Origin of the sequence: Pseudomonas sp. REB1044 (genome assembly GCF_038813925.1) — a bacterium.
Taxonomy (GTDB): domain Bacteria; phylum Pseudomonadota; class Gammaproteobacteria; order Pseudomonadales; family Pseudomonadaceae; genus Aquipseudomonas; species Aquipseudomonas boreofloridensis.
Window position 1 is genome coordinate 711,629 of the sequence record NZ_CP046139.1, and the last position, 22,382, is coordinate 734,010.

The window sequence follows — 22,382 nt, forward strand, 5'->3', positions numbered from 1 at the left end:
CGGCGCTTGCGGGCGGCCTGCCGATAACAGGTGAGGAAATTGGCCATGTTCGAGCTGCGCGTTTTAAGTGGTCTGCACCGGGGTGCGGCGTTGCCCTTGGTGGGCGACGAGTGGGTCGTGGGGGCGGCCGAGGAGGCCGATCTGGCGCTCTACGATCCTGGCATCTGCACCCGCCACGTGCGCCTGCAACGCAGCGAGCAGCAGTGGCGGCTGGAACCGCTGGACGGCGCGGTGTGCGACGCCCAGGGCCAACCTTGGGCGCTGGCGCAGGCGCTGCCGGTCGAGGTGCCGTTCGCCGTCGCCGGCATCTGGCTATGCCTCGCCTCGGCCGACCAGCCGTGGCCGCAGGAGGCGCTGGACAGTGCTGCGTCGGCGGCGGGCAGTGCGCTCAGCCCGAAAGCGGCGGCGCGGCCCTCGTGGTCCAGGCGCTTGGCCATCGCGGCGGCGGTGATTACCGTGGCCTCCAGTGCCTGGGCCTTCACCAGTCAACCGACCCCGCCCGTGGCCGCGAGCCCGACGCCGCCGCTCACGCGCAGCAAGGTGGCGCTGGACAGCGTGGCGACGGTGCGTCTGCAACTGGAGCGCATGCTCCAGGAGCGTGACCTGGCCACCCAGGTGCGGGTCGAGTCGCAGGGCGATCGCCTGGTGCTGGTGGGCGAGTTGCCGCGCCAGCGCCTGGCGGTGGTCGAGCGCTTGTTACAGCGCTTCAACGACCGCTATCAACCCTCGGTCGAGGTGCTGGCCCAGGTGCAGGAGCACCTCACGCAGTTGCCGTTCCAGATCGCCCAGATCGTCGGTGGCAAGCGTGGCCACGTGGTCACCTCCGACGGTCGCCGGCTGTTTCTCGGTGACCAGATCGATGGCTTGCGCCTGACCGCCATCGGCAACGACAAAGTGACCTTCGAAGGCGACCAGCGCTACGAGGTCACCTGGTGATGACACACGCCGCAGCGGCCCGTCTGCAGGCCTGGGAAACGGACCAGTACGCACGCCTGCAGCGCTTTTCGCCGGTGGCGGTGCGCGGGCGGGTGCAACGGGTCAACGGCATCCTGCTGCAATGCCGCCTGCCCCAGGCGCAGATCGGCGACCTGTGCCAGATCGAGCGCGATACCCGTGAGCCGCTGCTGGCTGAGATCGTCGGCTTCGACCAGCACGACGCCTTGCTCAGTGCGCTCGGTGGCCTGGAAGGCGTGCGCGTCGGCGCGGCGGTGCAGCCGCTGGGCATGCCGCACCGGGTGCAGGTGGGGCCGCAGTTGCTGGGCCAGGTGCTCGATGGCTTTGGTCGGCCGCTGCTCGACGGCGGTGTCGGGGCGTTCGCCGATGCGTCGGTGCTGCACGCCTCTGTGGTGATCGGCGAAGCGCCTGCGCCCACCGCTCGGCCGCGCATCCAGCACGCGCTGACCACCGGCGTTAGGGCGATCGACGGTCCGCTCACCCTCGGCGAAGGCCAGCGCGTGGGTTTGTTCGCCGGTGCTGGTTGCGGCAAGACCACGCTGCTGGCCGAGATCGCCCGCAACGTCGAGTGCGACGTCATCGTGTTCGGCCTGATCGGCGAGCGCGGGCGCGAGCTGCGCGAATTCCTCGATCACGAACTCGACGACGAACTGCGTGCCCGCGCGGTGCTGGTGTGCGCCACTTCCGACCGTTCCAGCATGGAGCGCGCCCGCGCCGCGTTCACGGCGACGGCGTTGGCCGAGGGCTTTCGTGCCCAAGGCCAGCGCGTGCTGCTGCTGATCGATTCGCTGACGCGGTTCGCCCGTGCGCAGCGTGAAATCGGCCTGGCCGCCGGTGAGCCGCTGGGCCGCGGCGGCCTGCCACCGTCGGTCTACAGCCTGCTGCCGCGTCTGGTGGAACGGGCCGGGTTGAGCAACGACGGCGCCATCACCGCGCTGTACACCGTGCTGATCGAGCAGGACTCGATGAACGATCCGGTGGCCGACGAAGTGCGCTCCTTGCTCGACGGCCACATCGTGCTCTCGCGCGCGCTCGCCGAGCGCGGTCACTACCCGGCCATCGACGTGCTGGCGAGCCTGTCGCGCACCCTGGTCAACGTGGCCGACGGCGAACACCTGCGGGCCGGCGTCAACCTGCGGCGGCTGCTGTCGGCCTACGACCAGATCGAGCTGATGCTGCGCCTGGGCGAGTACCAGGCTGGCGCCGACCCGCTGACCGACCTGGCCGTGGAGTCGCGCGCCGCGTTGGACGGCTTCCTGCGCCAAGACCTGCGCGAGCCGGAGCCGTTGCCCTCGACCCTCGCGCACCTGCAGCAGTTGACCGCTTATGTGCCGGGCTGACGTGCAAGCCCTGGTGCCGGTGCGTCGTCACCGCGAAGGCCAGGCCGAGCGGGCCTGGCGCCAGGCCCGTGAGCGGCTGCGCGAATGCGAAGCCGAAACCGCCGCCGCCCGCGCGCACTTGCAGGCCGCCCGCGAGCGCCAGATGGCTGAGCGCGCGGCCTTGGGCGACGCGCATCGCGGCCGCGCGCTGAGCGTGGTCGAGTTGAACGCCTGGAGCACCCAGGAGCGCCGCCTGATCGGCGAGCTGGCCGAACACGCCCAACGCGTGCAGGCACTGGAGGCTGCCCAGGCACGTCAGGCCCAGGACACCGACGCGGCGCAGCAACGCCTGAGTGGACGGCGTCGCGACCTGGAAAAGCTCAAGGCACTGATGGCGCGCCTGGGGCAGGAGACCGGCGATGAATGAACGTCCCGTGAATCATGCACCGCTGCCTCGGCGTGAGCCGCCACCGGCACTGGGTCGCCCGCCGTTGCGCGGCGCCGAACCGGCGCCGGCCCAAGCGAGCCGAGTGGCGCGTTCGACTTCGCGCGACAACGCCCCCGGCGCGGAGCGCGATCCTGAGGTGTCGATCGCTCGCAGCGATGGCTACTGGTTCCGCCAATGGGTCGAGGCGGTGGACGGCGGTCTGCACCAGGACACCGCCGGGGCACATTCGCTGTCGGCCTCGACGGGCCTGGAGGGCAGCGAGGTGGAAGCGTTCGTCGATCAGCTCACGCCGCGCTTGCGCGCCACCCAAGACCTGCACCTGGACCTGCTGCTGCACCTGCCGCAGTTGGGACGGATCAAGGTGCTGGCACGACGGCAGGAGGCTGGGCCCGGCTGGGACATCGGCCTGAGCGGCGAGAACGAGGCGGTACAGGCGCGCCTGGCGAGCCGCCGTGGCCACCTTGAAGACGCCTTGGCGCAGAGCCTGGGCCAACCGATCAGCGTGCAGGTGGCACGCATTGAAGAGGATTACTGACATGCGTGCCTGTGCACTGTCGCTGCCATCGGTCAGCGCTGAAGAGGCCGCCGCCCGGCAACGGTTGGGGCGGGCGTCGAGTTGCCGTTCGAGGTGGCGGGAGAGGCGGGGGCGTTGACGCTGACCTTGGGCAACGGTCCCAGCGGCGCAGCGCCTGCGGTGTTCGCCTGTGCCCACGGGGCCTTCGCCCTGGGCGAGCCCGGCCCGGTGCTGAGCCTGTTCGGTGAGTGCCCGGTGGTGGTGCCCGCCGAGCCGGGGCCGACTGACGACTGGTTCTGGTCGCTGTTCCATCAGGTGCTGAGCGCGCCGTTGCGCGAGGCCTTCGGGTTTCTCAAGCCTTTGGCCGCGAGCGAGGTCGAGGGCATTGCCTGTCGCCTCGACGTGCGCGTTGGCGATGCGCGCGTCGCCAGTCATCTGCGGCTGCCTGGGCAGACCCTGCTGGGCCTGCTCGACGCCGCCCCTGGCAGCGCCAGGCCACGCCGTGGAGCGAAGGTTTCGGGGTGCGCGTGCCGCTGTTGCTCGGGCACCTGACGTTGCCCAGCGGTCAGCTCGCCGCCCTGCGTCCTGGCGACGTGGTGATTCCCGAGACCGCCCTGTTCGATTCAGCCGGCCACGGCCAGGTTCGCCTGGGCCGGCATTGCTTGCAGGTGCAGGCGCAGCAGCACCCCGCGCCGTTGCACCTGACCGTACTCGCGCTTGAGGAGACCGAGATGAACGACACCCCCGACACCGATATCCTGACGCCCGACTGGGACGACACCGCCCACTACGGCGCAGACGAGCAGGACGCAGGGGCCTTCGACCCGGCCAGCCTGGCCCAGACCGACAGCGCTGACGACGCCCGAGCCTCAGCAACTGAACAGAAGGCTGGCGCCGAGCACCCGGACCGTTTCGACGCGCTGCCGCTGGCGCTGACGGTGCGTTGCGGTCACCTGAACCTGACCTTGGGCGAGCTGCGCAACCTGGCCCCCGGCGCCGTGCTGCAGGTACACGGCGTGGCGGCGGGGGCAGCCACCCTGTTCCACGGTGAACAGCCGCTGGCCCAGGGCGAGCTGGTGCAGATCGACGGCCGCCTGGGCCTGCAGATCGTGCGCATGGATGTGGCTGGATGAGCTTCCAGGGGGTCGACCCCTTCCTGCTGGCGCTGTTCATCGGCGGCATTTCCCTGGTGCCGCTGCTGCTGATCATCTGCAGCGCGTTCCTCAAGATCGCCATCGTGCTGACCATCGCGCGTAACGCCATCGGCGTGCAGCAGGTGCCACCGAACATGGCGCTGTACGCCATCGCCCTGGCGGCGACGCTGTTCATCATGGCGCCGGTCGGCCACAACGTGGCCGAAGCGCTCAAGGAGCGGCCGCTGGACTTCAGCCACAGCGAGGCGTTGCAGGAATCGGCTCTGAACGCACTCAAGCCGTTGCAAGCCTTCATGTCGCGCAACACCAACCCGGACATCCTCACTCACTTGCTGGAGAACACCCAGCGCATGTGGCCCAAGGAGCGCGCCGATCAGGCCAGTCGCGACGACCTGATGCTGCTGATCCCGGCGTTCATGCTGTCGGAGCTGGAGGCGGGCTTTCAGATGGGCTTTCTCATCTACATCCCGTTCATCGTCATCGACCTGATCGTCTCCAACCTGCTGCTGGCGCTGGGCATGCAGATGGTGGCGCCGATGACCATCTCGTTGCCGCTCAAGCTGCTGATCTTCGTGCTTGCCCAGGGTTGGACGCAGTTACTGGACAGCCTTTTCTATTCCTACCTCTGAGGCCCGGCGATGGACGCGATGACGCTGTTCAAGGAAGGCATGTTGCTGGTGGTTCTGCTCTCGGCGCCGCCGTTGATCGTGGCGGTGCTGGTGGGGGTGCTGACCTCGCTGGTGCAGGCCCTGATGCAGATCCAGGACCAGACCCTGCCGTTCGGCATCAAGCTGGTGGCGGTGGGGCTGACCCTGCTGGTCACCGGCCGCTGGGTCGGCGGGGAACTGCTCGGCTTGCTGCGCCGGGCCTTTGAAATGATGGCCAACACCTGATGGCGAGCTCGGCGTTGCTGCCCTACTTCGACCTGCTGCTGTCGGTGGCGCTGGGCATGGCGCGCATCTACCCGGTGGCGTACCTGGTGCCGGTGTTCTGCTTCCAGCACCTGCGTGGCCTGCCGCGCCATGCCATCGTCTTCGCCCTGGCCATGTTGCCCGCCCCGGCATCCGCCAGGCGCTGCTCGACGCCCAGGTCAACTGGCTGACCCTCGGCGGCCTGATGCTCAAGGAACTGATCCTGGGGTTGTTGCTCGGGGTGCTGCTGGCGATGCCGTTCTGGCTGTACGAGTCGGTCGGCGCTTTGCTCGACAACCAGCGGGGGGCGTTGATCGGCGGGCAGTTGAACCCGTCGCTGGGCACCGACACCACGCCCCTGGGCCACCTGTTCAAGCAGATGACCATCCTGCTGCTGGTCGCCACCCTGGGCATCGGCACCTTGACCCAGGTGATCTGGGACAGCTACTTGGTCTGGTCGCCCACCACCTGGTTTCCGCTGCCCGGTGCCGAAGGCTTCGGCGTGTTCCTCGGCCTGCTCGGTGAGATGTTCATGCACATGCTGCTCTATGCCGCGCCGTTCATTGGCCTGCTGTTGCTGGTGGAAGCCAGCTTGGCGCTGCTGAGCCTGTACAGCCCGCAACTGCAGGTGTTCATCCTGGCTATGCCGGCCAAGAGCCTGATCGGCCTGGGCTTTCTGCTGTTCTACCTGCCCACGTTGTGGGACGCGATGACAGGCCGGCTGCTGCGCTATGGCGAAGTGCGGCATCTGCTCGACCTGCTGTTGCAGGCGCCCTGACCCAGGACTGACCCATGAGCGAAGACAGTGGCGAAAAGACCAAGAGCGCGACACCGAAGAAGATTCGCGACGCCCGCAACAAAGGCCAGGTCGGCCAGAGCCAGGACCTGAGCAGCCTGATGGTGCTGGCGGTGATCACCGAAGTGGCGTTGACCCTGGCCGAGGACAGCCTGCAGACGCTGCAAGACCTGGTGGCCTTCCCGCTGCACCGCCTGGCGGTGAACTTCACCCGCGCCCTGGAAGAAACCCTCGCCCATGCCGGCGGCGTGCTGCTCAGCTTCACCCTGATGACCGTGGGCCTGGCGATCGCCACGCGCCTGGTGGCGGGCTGGATACAGTTCGGTTTCCTGTTTTCCCCCGAGGCCCTGCGGCCAGACCCGAATCGCCTGAACCCGGTGAACCAGGCGCAGCAGATGTTTTCCGGGCAAGCGCTGATCAACCTGTTCATGGGGCTGGTCAAGGCGGTGTTCATCGCCGCCGTGCTGTACCTGGTCACGCTGCCGGCGCTCGGGGCGCTGGTCAGCCTGGTCAACAGCGACCTGCCTACCTACTGGCGCGGCCTGGCCAGCCTGTTCCGGCACATCATGCACACCTGCCTGGCGGTGTTGCTGGTGCTGGCCATCGTCGACTTCGGCCTGCAGAAGTACTTCTTCGCCAAGCGCCTGCGCATGAGCGAGGAGGAGGTGCGCAAGGAGTTCAAGGAAATGGAGGGTGACCCGCACGTCAAGATGCACCGGCGCAACCTGGCCCGGCAGTTGGTCGCACAATCCGCCGAGCCTGAGGCCAAGCCGGTGGAAGAGGCCGACATGCTGGTGGTCAACCCCACCCACTTCGCCGTCGCCCTGCGCTACCGACCTGAGGACGCGGCGCTGCCGCAGCTCATCGTCAAGGGCGTGGACGCCGAAGCCCGGGGGTTGATCGAGCGGGCCAAAGCGGCGCGGGTGCCGGTGATCCAGTGCATCTGGCTGGCACGCACGATCTACCGTGAGGACGTCGGCGCATTCATCCCCGCGAGACCCTCCAGGCTGTGGCGCATATCTACCGCGTGCTGCGCGAGCTCGACGATGAAGCCAAGGACGAGGTGATCGAGATTCCCGAGCTGGACCGGCGCTGAGCCGGTGGGCGGAACCGACCAACGCGGCGCTGCCACTCAGCAGAGGAGTCGGACCGCCTTTGCGCTGCCGACTCGGTGACCCCAACCCTTCGCTGGAGATTGCCCATGCCTCCTGATCCGAGCCTTGTCGGGCGCGCAGGTGCCCTGCACGGGGTGCATAGTGCCCCGTCATCCTCTTCACCCTCGTTGACTCAGCAACCCCTCGAGGCCCAACACACGCGCAGCAGCCAGAGCCTGCACGCGCGAGGGCGCTCGTCCTCGGCGCCGCCGGCGCTGCATCAGCGCGGTCGAACCCGCAGCCGAGATGACACCCGCGCGGCGCGGGCCAGGTCTCATGCTCCTGGGGCGTGGCCTCCGGCCGAGTCCGAGCGCACGACACCGCCGCCCGTACCCCGCTCGGAGCAGGCGCACCTGGACGATATGCAATCCCGTCAGCAGAAACTGATGGAGCAACAGTTCGCGATGCAGATCGGCATGGAGGAGCGCCAGGCGATGATGCTGCGCGTCAAGACCTCCGCGGACATGACCAAGCTGTTCGCCGATACGGTGAGCGAGGTCACCAACGGCTTTCTCGACAGTGCCAAGAAGGTCATGGAAAAAGGAGGCGAAGCGATGAAGCTGCGTTGACGTCCAACGTTACCTTTGGCCCCGCCAGGTTGGCCTGGTGGGGCTTTTGCGCGTGCCTCAAACCAGGCGTGTGCGGCCCATGGCCAGGCTCGCCGGGCGCGGCTCGACCGCCTTGGCCAGGTCGAGCAGGCGCGGGCGTACCTCGTTGACCTGGGCGACGAACCCCACCACCCAGTGGCAGAAGCGGGTCTCGTCCAGGCCCGACAACGCACTGTGCGCGCACAGGCGCACGCAGGCCTTGTCATCCAGGGCCAGCCAACTGCCGCCGAGCAGGTCCAGGCGAAAGTTGAGCTCCAGCAGGCGCTTGTGCAGACCGGGGGCGTGGGCGGGCAGCTCGATGGCGCAATGCAGGATGGCCAGGTCGCTGTGCTCGGGCAGTTCGATGACCACCGCTTCGCGGTCGTGCGCGTCATACAGCGCGCACACGCCGTGCTCCAGGTGCAAGTCGGCGTGCAGGTGGTCGGCGAGGGCCGAGATCAAGCGTTGGGCAACGGCGTCGGCGGTCATGGTCAACCTCAATAGGTGGCGGGACGCTCGTCGAGGTCTTCCAGGCCCAGCAGCGACAGTTGCCGGGATTGGAGGTCGTCGAGCAGCTCCGGGGTCAAAGGAACGTCCGGCAGCGCCTGCCACACCACCAGCGCGCGCTGCGGGTCGAGGAACACGTACAGGTGCGCGTAGTCCTGCGGGTGGGCGAAGCGCCGTTCCAGCGCTTGCTGGATCTGGTTGGCGCGCAGCACCTGGCTTTGCACTTGCAGCGCCAGCCCTACGCTGTGCGCCTCGCGGCGCAAGCCGAACTCGATGCCGGGGGCGATTTCCCAGTAGCTGGCAATGCCAGCGATGACGTTCTTCTGGAACGCCTGGCGCGTGCTTGCGCTGTGCACCGAAAAAGACATGCCGGGTCAGTTCTCCAGAGGGACGACGCTGTGGTCGAGAGGGTGTTCGGGGGTGCCGAGGCCACCGCGCATGCCCGGCGCCCACCAGACCACGATGCGCCCGTTGTCGGGCTCGGCCCGTTCACAGGCCGCGCCCTGGCAGCCGGATCGGCTGGCGCAGCCGGCGAAGACCGGCAGGCTCAGGAGTACGGCGAGCAGCAAGGGGGTGCGCTTCATGGGTTCAGCCTCGCAGTGGTGTGCAGCAGGGAGGGGCGTTCGTTGCCCGGCAGGCGAGCCGGCGGGTTCATGACCACGAACACTTCGGTTTCCTCGCCCGGCTCCAGCCAGACCTTCGGCCAGGCGGAGGCGGCAAGGGTCCAGCGGCTGCCGCAACTCGCTTCATCGAAACGCACGCGGCGCGGGCCCTCGTTGCGCACCACGCCCACGGCGATGCCGTAGTCGGGTCCGGCGAACCATTGCGCGCGCGCGGTATCCAGCGTCAATCCGGGCTGCAGGGCGCACAGCGTCTCGGGCGCGTAGGGAATCGACTCGGCTTGTTTGAACGAGGCCGGGATATTGCCGTCGGCCAGGTGCGCCAGGACGTCGCTGACCTCCAGGCGCCCGACCGGACGCTTGCCGTTGCGCCGCTCTTCCACGCGGGCCATGGCATTGTCCACCTGTTGGCGATCGAGGCTGGAAATGTAGCGGGCTGGATCGACCTGGTCACCGATCAGGCGTGGCGTGAGGATGAACACCCGCTCGCGGCGGCTGGTCTGGCGGGTGGTCGAGGAAAACAGCAGCGGCCCTACCAGCGGGATGCGCCCCAGCCATGGCACCCGTTCCAGGTTGTCGCCGGTTTCCTCGGTGTGGAAGCCGCCGACTACCAGCGAGCGGCTTTCGCCCATCACCGCCTGGGTGCTGACCACGCCACGGCGCACACTGGGCGTGCGCTGGCCGACGGCGGACGGTTCGATGCGTCCGTCCTCGATGTCCAGGGCCATCTGGATCTGCTTGTGCCCGCCGGTCTCGATGGCGTGCGGCACCACCTGCAGGCTGGTGCCGGCGGTGATCGGCTCGATGTTGGCCACCCGCTCGCCAACCGCCGAGAGGTATTCGGTGCGGCTGAAGTCGATGACTGCCGGCTGGTTCTCAAGGGTCAAAACCGAGGGATTGGCCACCACCGAGGCCAGGCCACGGCCTTCCAGCGCGCGCAGTTGCGCGGCGAAGTCGCCGTAGTCCTGGATGAACACCGTCGAGCTGGCGCCGGGACGCAGCATCGAGGCGCCGCCGATCAGGTCACCGCTTTCGACGTTCCAGTTGGCGGCCAGCTCGGCCAGTTGGGTGCGGTCGATGTCGAGGATGATTGCGTCGATTTCCACCAGCTTGCGCGGCACGTCCACGTCGCGGATCAACGGGGTGTAGATTTCCCGGCGCTTGGGCGCGTCGTAGATGAGCACGGCGTTGTTGCGCACGTCGGCTTCGACGCGGATCTTGCCACGGCTGCCGCCACTGCTCTGGCCAGGCTGCACGCGGCGGGTGTTGGGCTGGCCCATGCCACTGAAGGCCAACTGTTCGAGACTGCCCATGGCCATCGATTGATTGCCTTGCAGGCCCTGCATGGACGCCTGGGGCAGGGCGGTCGGCGCCGCGCCGGTGGCCGAACCGCGGTTTTCCAGCAGCCCCCGCAGAATGCTGGCGACCCGGGGATGACCAGCGTCTCGCCGCGGTACTTGATGTTGCGGTCGGCGGCGCTGGCGTAGCGCAGCGGGAAACTGATGACTTCCTGCTTCTCCTCGGGCGTCTTGCGCGCCTTGGCGAACTGCGTCACCAGGCGCACGTAGCGTTCGGGGCCGGTGATCAGCACCACGCCTTCATCGGGCAATTCACCCCAGCCGAAACGCGGGTCCAGCAGGCCGATATCGGTCAGCGCCTGTTTCATGTCCGGCCCGGCATCGGCTGACACCTCCAGGCGTCTGGAGCGCTGATTCTTCAGCGGGCTGACGTACAGGCTGCTGCCATACACGAACCACTGGAAGCGATTCTCCAGGCCCAGTCGGTCGAGGAACGCCTGGGGGCTTTCCGCGCGCATCCGCCCCTGCACGGTGCCGGCAAGGGTGCCGTCGATCACCAACTGCACGCCGAAGGTGTTGGCGAAGTCGTCGAGGACCTTGGTCAGCGGTGTGTCCTGGGCGTCGTAGGCGTAGGGGGTGTTCTTCCAGTCGGTGGGGGCTGCCGCCTGGCTCGGCGCGGCCAGGCCAAGCGAGCCGGCTAGCAGCAACGCCAGCAACGCGGATGGTGCCTGGCGAAGGCGCGTGCTGTTCGCGGTAATCCAGCGGTACGGTCTGAGCCACGGGTTAGGCATGTCGAAGTCCTGTTCCGAGAAAATGGGCGTGCGAGGGCCGTCGCGCCACCGGGGCCGCTGCACCGCGTGGTGCCTTGTGCAGCATCGATTGCCAGGTATCGCGCTGGTTGAGCAAGGCTTCGAGCAACTCGATCAGGTCGTCGACATGGGCGTCGCGGGCCACCTGCGCCATCAGCCATAGCCGGGCATCGTCGGGACCGCGCGCCAGGGCGCCGGGAAAGCGCGACAGGCTTGGATGGGCCAGACGCAGTACCTGCTCCAGGGACGCTCCTTGGGACACCTCAGCGGGCAGCGCGACCGACAGCAGCAGCGCGTCGTCGAGGTGGGCGAAGGTGACTTCGCCATCGTCGATGAGCAGCTTCAGGTGCTCGTGCTGTTCGGCGTCGGCGCTCCAGCGGATGAGCTGCGTGCGCAGCTCATGGCATTGCATCGATGATCGCCTTGGCGAGGTTGTGGTGCGCGGTGGTCTGTTGGGTGGCCGCCGTCACCGCGACCGACATGCCGTTCATGCTGGTGAGAAAGGTGTGCATATCGTCCAGCGACTGGGACTGCGCGGCGTTCATTGCGGCGTTGTTGACGTTGTCGGTGGCGCGCTGGAAGTAGCTGTCGAGGCGGCGCTGCAGGGCATCGATCGAGGACATGGACGGATTCTCCGGGCTTGGGCGTGTTCACCGGGTGAGTGGCGGTCAAGCCCAAGGTGGTTCCACTTGGGGGCGGAAAACCATCGACTGTTTTCCGGTGATCGTGTGTCGTGATCTGGGCAGTTGCAGGAGCGGCCTTGCGCCGTAAAGTCAGTCATCGCGGGCGTTCGGAACGATATCGGTCGCCTGGTTCACGGCCGCTGCGCGCCCGATCGCGACACAAGGCCGCTCCCACCAAGATTGCGCTCGCTTCACTTCTTGGGCACGGCATGCGACACCGGGTGATCGTGCATTGGCTGTTCATCCGCAGCGCATGATTTTCAGAATCCAGCGTGGCTTTTGTGGGAGCGGCCTTGCGCCGCGATCGGGCGCGAAGCGGCCGTAAAGTCAGTCATCGCGGGTGTTCAGGATGATCGCGAGGCAAGGCGGTTCCTACAGAGGAACGGTGTTGGATGACGGCACCGGCACCGGCACGTGCAGCGCTTGCACGGCGCTTGGCCAGTCGAGTAGGAAGGTGCCGGCGGGGGTCTGCAGCCTCAGTTGGTGACGGTCCATGCCGGCATCGGCCACCAGCGTCCAGGGCTGCGCGGCCGTGTTGCCGAGGGTCCGGGTCAGGTTCGTCAGGTCGTCAGGATGACAGTGCAGGGTGGCACTGGCCGACTCGCGCTGCCCGCTGGCCAACTGGCGCACCAGGACGTCGATGCGCGCCGGTTCCGGCACCTCGTCCAGCAGCGTGCGCAGCGCCTCGTTGACCAGCCGTGCTGCGCTGGCTTCGATCTGCTCCCACATGGCCTGGCGCTGTGCTTCCCAGGCGGCGAGCGCGGCGTCGGCGTTTTCCCAGAACCGCGCCAGGGCGTCGAGCCGTTCGGCCTCGGCCAGGTCACGGGCCTGCTCGAGCACCTGCGCGGCTTGCTCCTGGGCCTGTTCGATGACCCGTTGCGCCCGACCGCAATCGATCAGGGTTTCGCGGGCGATGCAGGGTTGCAGCAGGCCTTGAGCGTTGGGGCGTAGTTCAAGCGAGCGACGGGCGAGCATCGGGTGTCTCCGTGTCGTGAGCGGGCGGGGTGATGGGCGCTGGGCGTTGCCCGGTCCTCCAGCAGACCGACTGCCACAGCGTGTCGAGCCTGGCGGCTGGCGGCTGCGGCGTCGCCCAGCGCTCGAGGGCCTTGACCCTGGCGCGGGGGAAGGCCAGGCGCGCGCGTTGCCAGGTCGGCTCACCCAGCCAGGCCCGCAGCAGCGCCAGAGGATCCTGGTCCGGTTCGAGCCAGTGTCCGGGGCGCAGCGCCTTGGCCGTGCGCTCGCACCAGGCGCGGTCCTGCGTCGACAACGCCGGGGCTGCCGAGCGCGGTGAGCAGGTGGCGGCCACCAGTTCGCAGGCCAGCGTCAAGGTGGCGGGCGTACACAGCAGGGCCTGCATCGCCGGGTTCGGTTCGGGTGGCATGCACGGCGTGATGCCCAAGCCCTTGGCCAGCGCGGCGTGGTGCCCACGGGCGAGGGCGTGCAACTGCGAGGTGCTCAGTCGGTCGAGGCCGGGTGGCTGCCAGTCGATGCTAGCCAGCCGCCAGGCGTGGTGCCACCAGTGAATCCAGGTCAGGGCCGCGCTCATGCGGCCGAGCCTTTGTCACGGGGGGCAGCGCCCGCGGGTTTCACGGCGAACAAGGTGGCTGCTGGATTGCCCGGTGCGGTGCCGGGTCGGGCGAGCTTCTGTTGCAGCGCGCGCGGCAGCGTCAGGGCACCTGTGCGCCACAGTCGGTAGAGTCCGTAGCCGGCCCCCAGCAGCAGGCTCAGCAAGACGATGCCGGTCACGACCATGACCGTTCGCCAGTAGCCGACGTCTTCGGCCTTCATCAGGAACGGCCCGAACGGCGCCATCTCGCGCCGCTCCTGATAAGGCAACGTGGGCACGAACACCACCGACAACTTGCTGGTGTTATGCGCCGCGTCGGCCATGCCGGGGATGCCGCTGGCGATCAGGTTGCGCACCCGTGGCGTGATGCTGTCCGGGTCCAGCGCGCCGGTGTGCTTGATGAACACCGAGGCCGACGCCGGCTGCACCGGCTCACCGGGCGCGACCCGCTCCGGCAGGACCACATGGACGCGGGCGAGCACCACGCCGTCGATCTGCGACAGGGTCGATTCGAGCTCCTGGGACAGCGCGTAGATGTAGCGGGCGCGTTCCTCCAACGGCGTGGAAATCACCCCTTCCTTACGAAAGATATCGCCCAGGCTGGCGCGTGAGCGCCGTGGCAGGCCGGCCGCTTCGAGCACGCGCACGGCGCTGTTGAGGTCGGCAGGCGCGACCAGGACGCTCATGCCGTCCTTTTCCGTGCGTTTGCTGGCCTGGATGTCGTTGTCCGCCAGTTGCGCGATCACTTCATTGGCATCCTGCTCGGAGAGACGACTGTGCAGCGTCGAGCGCTCCTCGCAGGCGGTGAGCAGCAGGCACAGCAACAACGTCGAGCAGGCGCGCATGAACATGGCCGGCAATTCCTTCACTGGAGGTTGGTGAGTTTCTCGATGGCCTGGGAGCCCTTGCTGACCAGCTTGGCGGTCATCAGGCTTTCCAGGTGGAACGACGACAACGAGCGGTTCGACTGCAGCATGTCCTGCGGGTCGGCGGTGCGGATGGCCTTGACCAGATCACGGTTGGCGCGCTCGTCCAGACGCTGCAGTTCGCCCGAGCGGCTGGACAACGAGTCGATGATGCGGGCTGCGACGTTGTTCGGGTTGTCCGGCGCGGGCGGCTTCTCGCGCATCTGCGCGCTGAACCAACTGACGTCACTGGTCTCGGCGCTGGCCTGCGGCTTGGCGCCGGTCTTGCTGGTGGCGGCCAGTTGCTGGGTATCGACGGCTTGGATTTCCATGGGTGTCTCCAATCGGGTTGGGGCGTAGCGAAAAGGGCGCGGCCGTTCAGGCGCACATCAGCCGCAGCACGTTGCGGGCACTGCCGGTCACGCTCAGATGGAATTCGACGGCCTCGCGGCTGCGTCTGACGCGGCGGCGCGCCAGTGGGGCCTGCCCCGCGAGGCGGGCCAGTGCCAGGTCCAGTTGCTCCAACGCCAACTGGAACAGCCGGACTTCGCGATCCTGCAGCGGCGTGCCCAGGGCGATGCGCTCGGTCCAGGTGCCGGCGTGTGCGTCGTCGGCGGCAGGCGACGGGTAGCGTTGCGGGTGTTGATCCATGAAGCCTGCGACTTCGAACAGCAGGTCCTGATCGTCCGAGGCGTAGTGCGCCTGGCCGGTACGGTCGTCGAGGTCCAGCAGCACCAGCAGCTTGCGTCGACCCAGCAAGGCGATGAGCCTGAGCAGCAAGCGCAGACTCGCGCGGCTGCGGTCCAGCGCACCGCCGCTCTCCCAGGCGCTGAACAGGGCGCCGCAGAACGGGTTGTTGGCGCTGCCGAAATCGCTCTGGTTGCCAATGTCGTTGTCACCCAGCGGCGGCCTGCGCGGGGCGAGCATCTGCGCCAGGTCGCCGAGCAGGTCTTCATCGCAATAGGCGTCGTCGATGTCCACTTCCAGGTTCTGGCCGGTACCGCCGTTGATTTCTTCCAGGATGTCCGTGAGGACCAGGTTCAGCGGACTTTGCGTGGGCAGCGCCAGGTCCTGCTGGGGCGGTTGCCAAACCAAAGGCGAGCGCCCGCCTGCGCCAGTGTGTTCAGCGCCCCAGCGCAGCAGCGACTCCTTCAGTCGGCCGCTGCCGGCATGGCGGGTGACGTGCTCGGTCAGCGCATCGGCCACGCGCTGGGTGACCGAGTCGCGGCGCGGCGCGTGGGCGTCAGGCAGTAGGGCAGCAGGGGGGCGAAGGCTGTTCAGCCGATCGATAGGCATGGGTCTGATCTCATCGCGCTCGAAGAGACCCCGCCTCAGCGGGGTTTGAAGCGGGTCGTCAGAAGCGTATGTTCTTGGACGCCTCCCCCATGGCCGTGATGGCCTTGGTGGCGCTGTCCATGGACTCGGCCGAGATGGCGTTCATGGTGTCGGCGACCAGTTTCTGCTGGTCGAATTGGGATTTCATGGTCGTCATCGCGGCCGAGGTCGCATCCATCTGCTGCATGGCCGCCATGGAGGCCGCAAGAGAAGCTCCACCAAAACTCATAGTCGTGTCTCCGGATCGGTTGAATGGCGAGACGCGTGTGACTGTCTCGTAACCTGCGTGGCCGTTCTGGTCGAAACGGTTCCACGCCGGTCACTCAATTCGTCGAAATTTCCAGGCACTTCATCCGGTAGTAGAGCGTGCGCCGGGCGATGCCCAGCTCGGCGATGACGGTGTCGATATGGCGGTGGTGACGGCGCATGCAGTCTTCGATGAGCACCTTCTCGAACTGCTGCAACTGCTCTTTCAGGTTGAGCGTGGCGCTGCTGCAACGCTCCGCCAATTCAGCGCGCGGCAGCGGCGGCAGGCCGAGCACGTAGCGCTTGGCAGCCGATTGCAGTTCGCGGATGTTGCCCGGCCAGGCGTGGCCGACCAGGTGCGAAAGCAAACCCGGAGAGGGGGCCAGGTAGGGCCGGTCCAGAGCTGCAGCTTCGCGCTTCACCAGTGACAGGAACAGCGGCACGATGCGTTCCCGACGGCTGCGCAGGGGCGGCAGCTTGAGGCTGACGATGTTCAGCCGGAAGTACAGGTCGCGGCGAAACTCTCCGCGTTCGACCATCTCTGCCAGCGGGCACTGGGCTGACGCGATCACCCGCATGTTCACTGGAATGCTCTGGGTCGAACCCAGACGCTGGACGGTCCGCGATTCCAGCACCCGCAGCAGCTTGGCTTGCAGCGTCAGAGGCATGCTGTCGACTTCGTCCAGGTACAGCGTGCCGTTATGCGCCGCCTCGACGAACCCCGCGCGGCTCTGGCTGGCACCGGTGAATGCGCCGGAGTTGGCCCCGAACAGTTGGCTTTCGGCCAGGCTCTCGGGAATGGCGGCGCAGTTGATGGCGACGAACTTGCCGGAGCGCCCGGACATGCGGTGGATCTTCTCCGCCAGCGTGTCCTTGCCCGTCCCGGTTTCCCCGCGTAACAGCACGTCGACCATCAACGGGGCGACGCTTTGGGCAAAGGCCTCAAGGTTCAGTGCATCCTCTTTATAGGTCGTTGAAAGTGCAGCGCAAAGCAGCTTCGGCATCACTGACGACTCCATTCTTGTTCTCATCGGAGGTCGGTAGATTCTCGATCAAGGCACGTGGAAAACTCCCGCGCCGCGGCATGACCGAACTTCAGACCCATCCCGGCTTGCTACGCAGGCTTAGAGATTTGCATGAAAAAAAGTTCATGAGCTCTAGCACAGAAGTTCAACGTTTCAGCTAAACGGTGCAGCACATGGCTTTCACAAAAAACTGACGAATTTTTCGCATGTGCACGGTCGTGCGAGCTAGGTCATTGAAATAGCAAGGAATAAAAACCAATTGACCATATCTTGACTGATTGGTCACTTATGTGACTGCGCCGCTTGCCGAGTACATGACCGTTGGTCACTTTCAATGAAGCAAATGCCCTCTGTCGATTCGATATACTCCTGCGCTTGTTCGGGAGACCTTATGCCACCGCTGCCAATCGATGCCGCCTTGCCGGCCCTTCTCAAAGCCCTTCAAGCGCGCGACGAGGTAGTGCTGCAAGCCCCGCCAGGCGCGGGCAAGACCACCCGCGTGCCGCTGGCGCTGTTGAATGAACCGTGGCTGGCCGGACAGCGCATCGTCATGCTCGAACCGCGCCGCCTGGCGGCGCGGGCGGCGGCTGAGCGGTTGGCCAGTGAGCTGGGGGAGAAGGTTGGTGAGACTGTCGGCTACCGAATACGCCTTGAAAGCAAGATAGGCCCGCGCACCCAGATCGAGGTGGTCACCGAAGGTATCCTCACCCGTCGCCTGCAGGCCGATCCGGCGTTGGAGGGGGTGGGGCTGTTGATCTTCGACGAGTTTCACGAACGCAGCCTGGATGCCGACCTGGCCCTGGCGCTGAGCCTCAACGGCCGCGAGCTGCTGCGCGACGATCCTCCGTTGAAGATCCTGCTGATGTCGGCGACGCTCGAAGGCGAGCGCTTGTCGCGCCTGCTCGACGACGCGCCGGTGGTGAGCAGCGAAGGGCGCATGTACCCGGTGGATATCCGCTGGGGCAGGTCGTGGCAGTTGGGCGAGTTCGTCGAGCCACGCATTGTCGATTGCGTACAGCAGGCGCTGGCCGAGCAGCCCGGCAGCCTGCTGGTGTTCCTGCCCGGTCAGGCTGAGATCCGGCGCGTGCATCAGGCATTGCAGGCGGCGCTCGGCGAGCGTCGCGACATCCTGCTGTGTCCGCTGCACGGCGAGCTGGACCTCGACGCCCAGCGCGCCGCCATCGATCCTCCGCCGACGGGCCAGCGCAAGGTGGTGCTGGCCACCAACATTGCCGAGACCAGCCTGACCATCGACGGCGTGCGCGTGGTGATCGACGCAGGACTTGCTCGGGTGCCGCGTTTCGATCCCGGCAGCGGCATGACCCGCCTGGACACCCAGCGCATTTCACGCGCCAGCGCCACGCAACGTGCCGGTCGGGCCGGCCGTCTGGAGCCTGGGGTGTGCTATCGCCTGTGGTCCGAAGCGCAGCATGAGCAGTTGGCTGCGCACGGCAGCGCAGAAATAGTGCAGGCCGATCTGGCTGGACTGGCCCTGCAACTAGCCCGCTGGGGCGTGGCGCCTGAGCAACTGCGCTGGCTCGACCAGCCCCCGAGTGCGGCCTATGCCCAGGCCCAGGACCTGCTGGTGCGGCTCGGCGCCTTCAAACCTGACAGCCGCGAGGCACTCGGCGCCCACGGCCAGGCCATGGCCGAGCTGCCGGCCCATCCGCGCATCGCCCACCTGCTGTTGCGAGGGCAGCAACTGGGGCTGACCGACATGGCCTGCGAGGTGGCCGCACTGCTGGGTGAGCGCGATATCCAGCGCGGCGCTGGCGCCGACCTGCACACGCGCCTGGCGCTGGTCGGCGGCGCGCAGGTGGCCGAGCGTGGCAGTCGCGGCGCCGTGCAGCGGGTCCGCCAATTGGCGCGGCAATACCGTGGACTGCTGCGCGGCAAGGCGGCCAATACGGTCGCCGACCCTGACCACCCGCGTTGGCTCGGCGCGCTGCTGGCGTTGGCCTATCCGGACCGTATTGCCCGTCAGCGCCGCGAGGGGGCCGCCGAGTACCGGCTGGCCAACGGTCGCGCGGCGCTGTTCGCTGAAGTCGATGCGCTGATGAAGTGCGCCTGGCTGGTGATTGCCGAGCTGGGCAGTCGTCAGGGTCAGCGCGAGGAGCGCATCTACCTGGCCGCCGAGTTCGATCCGGCTTTGTTCGAGGACATTCTCGCCGAGCAGGTCGAGGTGGTCGATGTGCTGGAGTGGGACGAACGCGAGCACGTGTTGCGCGCCGAGCGCCAGCGCAGGGTCGGCGAGCTGGTGCTGGCCACCCAGGCGCTGCCGGGTCTGGATGACGAGGCCCGGTCGCGGGCGCTGGTCGGCCTGGTGCGGCGCAAGGGACTGGCGTTGTTGCCGTGGAATCCCGAGCTGCGCCAGTGGCAGGCCCGTGTGGCACTATTGCGTCAGCTGGATCTGCAACACGATGGGGTCAGCCAATGGCCCGACCTGAGCGACGACGCCTTGCTGGCGAGCCTCGAAGACTGGTTGCAACCCTACCTGGGCAACGTCTCACGGCTGAGCCACTTCGCTCAGTTGGACCTCTCGTCCATCCTGCGCAACCTGCTGCCCTGGCCCTTGCCGCAGCGCCTCGACGAGTGGGCGCCGGTGCACCTGTGCGTGCCGTCGGGGTCGAACATCCGCCTGGACTACAGCGAGCAGCCGCCGATTCTCGCCGTGCGCTTGCAGGAGCTGTTCGGCCTGGCCGACACGCCGCGCATCGCCCAGGGCCGTCAGCAGGTCAAGTTGCACTTGCTGTCGCCGGCTCGCCGGCCCGTGCAGGTGACCCAGGACCTGGCCAACTTCTGGCGCACCACCTATGCCGAGGTGAAGAAGGATCTGAAGGGACGTTACCCCAAGCACTACTGGCCGGACGACCCGCTGGTCGCCGAGGCGACCGCGCGGGCCAAGCCCAGGAAGTCCTGAGCCCGCGCGGGCCGTGCCGCCTCACTCAGAAGCTGTACGCCACCGACATCAGCGCCGTGCGCTCATCGCCCACCGCCACGGCCTGTGCCAGGCCCGCGGCGTAGTAACGGCGGTCGAACACGTTCTTGAGGCTGAACGCGGTGCGCCACTGGTCGTTGCTGTCGCAAAGCAGGCTGTGGACCCGCAGCGCGGCCTTGCTGTTCTCCGACAGCGGCATCCCCCCTCGAAGGTGCCCTGGCGGTAATCATGGCTGCCACAGCTCATGCCCAGGGTGGCGAAGGCCTCTGGCTTGGGGCGCAGTCCGTCGAGGCATAGGCAGTCGGAGGCCACTGGGGCGCGGAGGATCACCGCGCTCCGGCTGTCCTGAATAGGCGCTCGTCCTGTACGACGCTCTGGGTTCAAGCCTGGCGCAGGACGAAGGTCTGCACCTGGCCCTCGAGGGTGTTCAGCCACTGCGCCCGCTGGCCGTTACGCATTGTGTTGCCTGGCCGTATCGCCACCCGCTGTCCGAGGTGGTCTCGCAAGTGGCAGAGCAAGCCCGATTCGTCCATCGCTAGCGGCTCGATTTTCCAGGGCTCGGTCACGTCAGCTACCCAGTAGAACCCCAGGAAGCCGTTGATGCTTATGCCAAGGCGCTTGGCCGAGCCCTGGCCGCTGCTGTCGCGGGGTGGACCCGGCAGGGTGATGTCGAAATACAGTCTGTCGCTGCTGCTGTGGCGAAACACGAAGTTCATGGCGGGGCTTTGTCCAGCGCTACCGACCTGCAACCAGTCATCTTCGGCGATGCCGGTCCAACTGAAGCTGTCGTCCGAGCGGCTCAGGCGCAGGGGCTTGAGGCCGCGCGCACTGTTGAGATAAAGCTGGGCGCGGAAAGAGCGGCCATACAGGGCGAGAATGTCTGAATGCATGGTGAGCGGCTCGGAGTAGGGAAGAGGCCCCAGACTAGGGGCCGCTTGCCGAGGCGGCAGGGTCAAAAGCTTCAACCTGTACCCCACCTGCACAGCGTCGATGAATCAAGCGTGAGCCTTGTCCTCCAGCAACATGAACAGCCGATACAGCACCACACTGCTGAACAACTGCAGGAAGCCGCTTAGGCTGTCCAGCGCCAGTTGCACGCCAGGCTGCGGCTCGGGGAAGGCCATCAGCAGCAGGCCGTCGAGCAGCCACAGCGGCGCCAGTACCGCCAACACGCACATCAGGATGCGCAGGAAGTGGCCGGTGGTCATGCGTGCGCTGGTGCGCATCGACTCGATCACGGGCAGGCCGCGCAGTACCAGCAGGTATTCGGCGAACACCAGGTTGATCATGATCCAGATGCCGGGGAGCACGAACAGCGCCAGGCCCGCCATGATCAGCAGCGAGCTGATCAGGATGAGCAGGGCCAAGGCTGGCCACAGCTGCACGGCGCGGGCGAACAGGTCGCGCTTGCGGGTGTCCTGGCCCTGGCTGCGGGTGTCCAGATAGAGGATCAGCGCGGCGCTGTACAGCGGGTAGAACAGCAGGCTGACCAGCATGCCGTAAGCCGGCGAGGCGCTGTCGCCCATCTGGCGATAGAGCAGTTGGGTGAACAGGGCTTCGAGCACCACCAGCGGCAGGCACAGCTGCACGATGCTGGTGAAGTGGCGGCGGAAGAAGTACAGGGAGTCACGCAGGATGGTCAGCGGGTTCATCGGTCCGGATCGCAGGAAAAAAGCGGTGCATCACTTTAGCCCAGCCGCGCCTGCCTGAAAAAACTTTCATCGCTCCGGCGATTGAATCCGTCGCTTGCGCGCCCCATCTTTGCAGGTGTCCGATGTTCCGCATGGCCCACGAGGTAGCCCATGAACACTGAAGAGCAAACCCTGATCGACGGCTTGTTCACCCGCATCAAGCAGGCCGAGGATCCGCAACAGCCGCGCGACACTCAGGCCCAGGCACGTATCGAAGAACACCTGCGCCAGCAACCGGCGGCGCCGTACTACATGGCTCAGGCGATCCTGGTGCAAGAGGCGGCGCTCAAGCAGCTCGACGCCCGCGTCAAGGACCTCGAGGCCCAGCTCAAGCAGGCGCGCGAGCAGGCGCCGGAAGCGTCGCGCAGCAGTGGTGGCTTCCTTTCCAGTCTCTTCGGCAGCAGCCCGCGCAGTCCCGCCCCCGAGCCGCAACGGCCAGCGGCACCGCCCGCGTCCGGTGGTGGCTGGCGCGACCCGGCACCGGCCCCGCAAGCCTACGCCCAGCCGCCGCAAGCCCAGGCCCAGGCGCAAGGCTTCGGTGCGGCGCCTGCACGCAGCGGCGCCAGCAGCTTCCTTGGCGGCGCCATGCAGACGGCGGCCGGGGTGGCGGGCGGTGTGCTGCTGGCGCAAGGTATCAGCAGCCTGTTCAACCACAACTCGCAGCCCAACGAGGTGGTCGAGGTGATCCATGACGAACCGGCGCCGGCCAGCGACACCGGCGGCTGGAACGACCAGGACAGCCAGCGCCAGGTCGCCGACGACAGCAGTTGGAACACGGATCAGGGCGGCTACGTGGACAGCGACTACGACAGCGGCGGCGGCTTCTTCGACGATGACGACACCTTCGTCTGAGCCTCAGGCATACTGACGCGAATCCCAGGGGCGCCCAGCGCCCCTTTTTTCGCGGCGCCAGGCCGCTGC

25 protein-coding genes and 3 pseudogenes are annotated in these 22,382 nt (G+C 67.2%); 12 read left to right on the plus strand and 16 right to left on the minus strand.

Features of this window, described 5'->3' with window-relative positions:
- Window positions 1–45 precede the first annotated feature (45 nt).
- The 10 genes and pseudogenes from GKC70_RS03295 (at window position 46) to GKC70_RS03340 (ending at window position 7,819) form a co-directional block, all read left to right on the plus strand.
- Window positions 46–936, plus strand: coding sequence for an FHA domain-containing protein (locus GKC70_RS03295; protein ID WP_342650422.1), 891 nt, complete (start codon window positions 46–48; stop codon window positions 934–936).
- On the plus strand, window positions 936–2,294 hold the full coding sequence (locus GKC70_RS03300; protein ID WP_342650423.1) for a FliI/YscN family ATPase: 1,359 nt from the start codon (window positions 936–938) through the stop codon (window positions 2,292–2,294). Before GKC70_RS03295 ends, GKC70_RS03300 begins: the two co-directional genes overlap by 1 nt.
- Complete coding sequence (locus tag GKC70_RS03305) at window positions 2,281–2,700, plus strand: hypothetical protein (RefSeq protein WP_342650424.1); 420 nt, start codon at window positions 2,281–2,283, stop codon at window positions 2,698–2,700. The genes GKC70_RS03300 and GKC70_RS03305 overlap by 14 nt, the downstream gene beginning before the upstream one ends.
- Window positions 2,693–3,256 carry a type III secretion protein gene (locus GKC70_RS03310; protein ID WP_342650425.1) on the plus strand — a complete coding sequence of 188 codons (564 nt, stop codon included), beginning with the start codon at window positions 2,693–2,695 and terminating at the stop codon, window positions 3,254–3,256. Before GKC70_RS03305 ends, GKC70_RS03310 begins: the two co-directional genes overlap by 8 nt.
- Window positions 3,257–3,624: 368 nt before the next feature.
- Window positions 3,625–4,368 carry a type III secretion system cytoplasmic ring protein SctQ gene (gene sctQ / locus GKC70_RS03315; protein ID WP_342651459.1) on the plus strand — a complete coding sequence of 248 codons (744 nt, stop codon included), beginning with the start codon at window positions 3,625–3,627 and terminating at the stop codon, window positions 4,366–4,368.
- Window positions 4,365–5,018 (plus strand): type III secretion system export apparatus subunit SctR, encoded by a 654-nt coding sequence (sctR, locus tag GKC70_RS03320; protein ID WP_342650426.1) that lies wholly within the window; start codon window positions 4,365–4,367, stop codon window positions 5,016–5,018. Before sctQ ends, sctR begins: the two co-directional genes overlap by 4 nt.
- Window positions 5,019–5,027: 9 nt before the next feature.
- The gene (sctS, locus tag GKC70_RS03325) at window positions 5,028–5,282 is read left to right on the plus strand and encodes a type III secretion system export apparatus subunit SctS (RefSeq protein ID WP_029613975.1); all 255 of its coding nucleotides are present in this window, start codon (window positions 5,028–5,030) and stop codon (window positions 5,280–5,282) included.
- Window positions 5,282–6,078: pseudogene (sctT, locus tag GKC70_RS03330) on the plus strand (type III secretion system export apparatus subunit SctT). Before sctS ends, sctT begins: the two are co-directional and overlap by 1 nt.
- A 14-nt stretch (window positions 6,079–6,092) precedes the next feature.
- Window positions 6,093–7,192, plus strand: a pseudogene (gene sctU, locus GKC70_RS03335) (type III secretion system export apparatus subunit SctU).
- 444 nt (window positions 7,193–7,636) lie between these two features.
- Window positions 7,637–7,819: a hypothetical protein gene (locus GKC70_RS03340; protein WP_342650427.1), complete on the plus strand. Its 183-nt coding sequence runs from the start codon at window positions 7,637–7,639 to the stop codon at window positions 7,817–7,819.
- A gap of 57 nt (window positions 7,820–7,876) precedes the next feature.
- On the opposite strand, the gene GKC70_RS03345 is transcribed toward GKC70_RS03340, so the two are convergent.
- The 13 genes and pseudogenes from GKC70_RS03345 to GKC70_RS03405 form a co-directional block, all read right to left on the minus strand.
- Complete coding sequence (locus tag GKC70_RS03345) at window positions 7,877–8,326, minus strand: type III secretion system chaperone (RefSeq protein WP_342650428.1); 450 nt, start codon at window positions 8,324–8,326, stop codon at window positions 7,877–7,879.
- Between the two features lie 8 nt (window positions 8,327–8,334).
- Entirely contained in the window at window positions 8,335–8,712 is a 378-nt protein-coding gene (locus tag GKC70_RS03350) for a hypothetical protein (RefSeq protein ID WP_039580517.1), read from the minus strand.
- A 6-nt stretch (window positions 8,713–8,718) separates the two neighbouring features.
- Window positions 8,719–8,928 carry an HrpT family type III secretion system protein gene (gene hrpT / locus GKC70_RS03355; protein ID WP_342650429.1) on the minus strand — a complete coding sequence of 70 codons (210 nt, stop codon included), beginning with the start codon at window positions 8,926–8,928 and terminating at the stop codon, window positions 8,719–8,721.
- A pseudogene (gene sctC / locus GKC70_RS03360) lies at window positions 8,925–11,053 on the minus strand (type III secretion system outer membrane ring subunit SctC). The gene hrpT and the pseudogene sctC overlap by 4 nt, the downstream one beginning before the upstream one ends.
- Window positions 11,046–11,483, minus strand: a complete 438-nt coding sequence (locus GKC70_RS03365) for a type III secretion system chaperone (protein ID WP_342650430.1) — start codon at window positions 11,481–11,483, stop codon at window positions 11,046–11,048. Before GKC70_RS03365 ends, sctC begins: the two are co-directional and overlap by 8 nt.
- Complete coding sequence (locus tag GKC70_RS03370; RefSeq protein ID WP_039580508.1) at window positions 11,470–11,694, minus strand: type III secretion protein; 225 nt, start codon at window positions 11,692–11,694, stop codon at window positions 11,470–11,472. Before GKC70_RS03370 ends, GKC70_RS03365 begins: the two co-directional genes overlap by 14 nt.
- Window positions 11,695–12,126: 432 nt before the next feature.
- Entirely contained in the window at window positions 12,127–12,729 is a 603-nt protein-coding gene (gene sctL, locus GKC70_RS03375) for a type III secretion system stator protein SctL (protein ID WP_342650431.1), read from the minus strand.
- Entirely contained in the window at window positions 12,707–13,300 is a 594-nt protein-coding gene (locus GKC70_RS03380) for a type III secretion protein (protein ID WP_342650432.1), read from the minus strand. Before GKC70_RS03380 ends, sctL begins: the two co-directional genes overlap by 23 nt.
- Window positions 13,297–14,172, minus strand: coding sequence for a type III secretion inner membrane ring lipoprotein SctJ (gene sctJ / locus GKC70_RS03385; RefSeq protein WP_342650433.1), 876 nt, complete (start codon window positions 14,170–14,172; stop codon window positions 13,297–13,299). The genes GKC70_RS03380 and sctJ overlap by 4 nt, the downstream gene beginning before the upstream one ends.
- 14 nt (window positions 14,173–14,186) lie before the next feature.
- Window positions 14,187–14,558, minus strand: coding sequence for a type III secretion system inner rod subunit SctI (gene sctI / locus GKC70_RS03390; RefSeq protein ID WP_039580498.1), 372 nt, complete (start codon window positions 14,556–14,558; stop codon window positions 14,187–14,189).
- 46 nt (window positions 14,559–14,604) lie between these two features.
- A complete protein-coding gene (locus tag GKC70_RS03395; protein WP_342650434.1) occupies window positions 14,605–15,522 on the minus strand; it encodes a type III secretion protein in 918 nt (305 codons plus the stop codon).
- Window positions 15,523–15,580: 58 nt separating this feature from the next.
- Entirely contained in the window at window positions 15,581–15,790 is a 210-nt protein-coding gene (locus tag GKC70_RS03400) for a hypothetical protein (RefSeq protein WP_029612820.1), read from the minus strand.
- Between the two features lie 94 nt (window positions 15,791–15,884).
- Window positions 15,885–16,811, minus strand: coding sequence for a sigma-54 dependent transcriptional regulator (locus tag GKC70_RS03405; protein ID WP_295488499.1), 927 nt, complete (start codon window positions 16,809–16,811; stop codon window positions 15,885–15,887).
- A gap of 412 nt (window positions 16,812–17,223) precedes the next feature.
- Here GKC70_RS03405 and hrpB point away from each other — a divergent pair, with 412 nt between their 5' ends.
- Window positions 17,224–19,752 carry an ATP-dependent helicase HrpB gene (hrpB, locus tag GKC70_RS03410; RefSeq protein WP_342650435.1) on the plus strand — a complete coding sequence of 843 codons (2,529 nt, stop codon included), beginning with the start codon at window positions 17,224–17,226 and terminating at the stop codon, window positions 19,750–19,752.
- Window positions 19,753–19,777: 25 nt separating this feature from the next.
- Here the strand turns inward: hrpB and GKC70_RS03415 are convergent, their stop codons facing one another.
- The 3 genes from GKC70_RS03415 to GKC70_RS03425 form a co-directional block, all read right to left on the minus strand.
- Window positions 19,778–19,969 carry a hypothetical protein gene (locus GKC70_RS03415; protein ID WP_342650436.1) on the minus strand — a complete coding sequence of 64 codons (192 nt, stop codon included), beginning with the start codon at window positions 19,967–19,969 and terminating at the stop codon, window positions 19,778–19,780.
- 181 nt (window positions 19,970–20,150) lie between these two features.
- On the minus strand, window positions 20,151–20,660 hold the full coding sequence (locus tag GKC70_RS03420) for a hypothetical protein (RefSeq protein ID WP_342650437.1): 510 nt from the start codon (window positions 20,658–20,660) through the stop codon (window positions 20,151–20,153).
- 105 nt (window positions 20,661–20,765) lie between these two features.
- On the minus strand, window positions 20,766–21,422 hold the full coding sequence (locus GKC70_RS03425) for a YciC family protein (RefSeq protein WP_342650438.1): 657 nt from the start codon (window positions 21,420–21,422) through the stop codon (window positions 20,766–20,768).
- 150 nt (window positions 21,423–21,572) lie between these two features.
- Here GKC70_RS03425 and GKC70_RS03430 point away from each other — a divergent pair, with 150 nt between their 5' ends.
- A complete protein-coding gene (locus GKC70_RS03430) occupies window positions 21,573–22,313 on the plus strand; it encodes a DUF2076 domain-containing protein (RefSeq protein ID WP_342650439.1) in 741 nt (246 codons plus the stop codon).
- Window positions 22,314–22,382: the final 69 nt, after the last annotated feature.